Source organism: Marinimicrobium hydrolyticum (assembly GCF_030848505.1).
Taxonomy (GTDB): domain Bacteria; phylum Pseudomonadota; class Gammaproteobacteria; order Pseudomonadales; family Cellvibrionaceae; genus JAVDDU01.
Genome location: NZ_JAVDDU010000028.1, coordinates 1 through 1280 on the forward strand (window position 1 = coordinate 1; position 1280 = coordinate 1280).

At 51.1% G+C, this 1280-nt stretch carries 2 protein-coding genes; both read right to left on the bottom strand.

Features of this window, described 5'->3' with window-relative positions:
* Positions 1 to 16 precede the first annotated feature (16 nt).
* Positions 17 to 862 carry an IS3 family transposase gene (locus tag RBH33_RS17685; protein WP_306733551.1) on the bottom strand — a complete coding sequence of 282 codons (846 nt, stop codon included), beginning with the start codon at positions 860 to 862 and terminating at the stop codon, positions 17 to 19.
* A complete protein-coding gene (locus RBH33_RS17690) occupies positions 859 to 1224 on the bottom strand; it encodes a transposase (RefSeq protein WP_306733550.1) in 366 nt (121 codons plus the stop codon). The genes RBH33_RS17685 and RBH33_RS17690 overlap by 4 nt, the downstream gene beginning before the upstream one ends.
* Positions 1225 to 1280 lie beyond the last annotated feature (56 nt).

The following is a 1280-nucleotide window of genomic DNA, read 5'->3' on the forward strand; positions in this document are numbered from 1 at the left end:
TGGACCTGCACCACTTTCACGGACACTTTGAATGCAAAAGTTGATATTCATTTGGTGACATATAGTTCAGGCTCGAGTGTAGACGCCTTTCGTTGTAAAACTCAACGTACTCCAAGACTCTAGCAACACATTCAGTGAGCGTATTGAATCTCCAGTGATGAAGCAACTCATTTCGAAGCGTCTTGAAAAATGATTCAACGTAGGCATTGTCGGTAGGCTTACCAGGGCGACTCATGCTGCTGATCATACCCACTTCAGAAAGCCGAGAACGGTAACTCTCCGAGCGATACTCTGACCCTTGGTCGCTGTGGAAAAGGCAATCTGGCTGCCTGGTTTCAAACGCTAGGGACATATCCAGGGCTCCTTTGACCAAGTCAGCATCATGGTTCCTTGAAAAGGCCCAACCTATTACTTTTCTTGACCAGAGGTCCAGGATGGCCGCCAGGTAAAAGTCGCCCTCCTTTGTTTTCAAATATGTCATATCGCCTGCCCAATGCTCACCACTCTGGTTTGCCAATGGTCGAGTAGCCAACACGTTGTCTGCTACAGGAGCATTGCTGCCGTTTGACCGGCGAGGACGGTGCGCATGGTATTTAGAGCGTATCCCATGTGCCTTCATCAACCGGTTAATCCGCCTGCGGCTGCAACTATAGCTTAGCCCCTTAAGGTAGGGATGCACCCGCACCGCACCATAATTCTCCTCATGGCCTCGGTGCATCTCCACGATCTGGTCCACCAGCACGGCATCATATTGCGCTCGTTCGCAGGCAGGCCTATCGCGCCAGTCGTAGTAACCGCTGGTGGAGACATCCAGGTGTTCGCACATCGTCACGATCTTATGGGCGTCTCGGTTCTTTTCTATGAACGCGTATCTTTCTTGCGCTGTTCCTGAAAGAACCGACCGGCCTTTTTTAAGATGATGACTTCCTCCTCCTTGGCTGCCAGGCGTTTCTCAAGCTCGCCTATTCTTCGCTCGGCAACCTTAAGCTTGTCCGAATCCTCTCGCGATTTCTTCGGCGGGGGTGGCGGTATTCGCATATGTTTATTCTCGGAGAGACGTCCTTCTCTGAATTCCTGGCGCCACCGGTACAGCATCACCGGGTGGATGCCAAGCGCCTCAGCTACATCTATGGCTTTAACGCCTTGCTTGTTGCTTTCCCGGACCGCTTTCACTTTGAAGGCCAAGGTGTAGCTGTCGTAGTGTTTCTTCTTCGTTATACCCATGGTATACCCCTTTAGGTGGATAGTGATTTACTATCCGCTAAAGTGGTGCAGGTCCA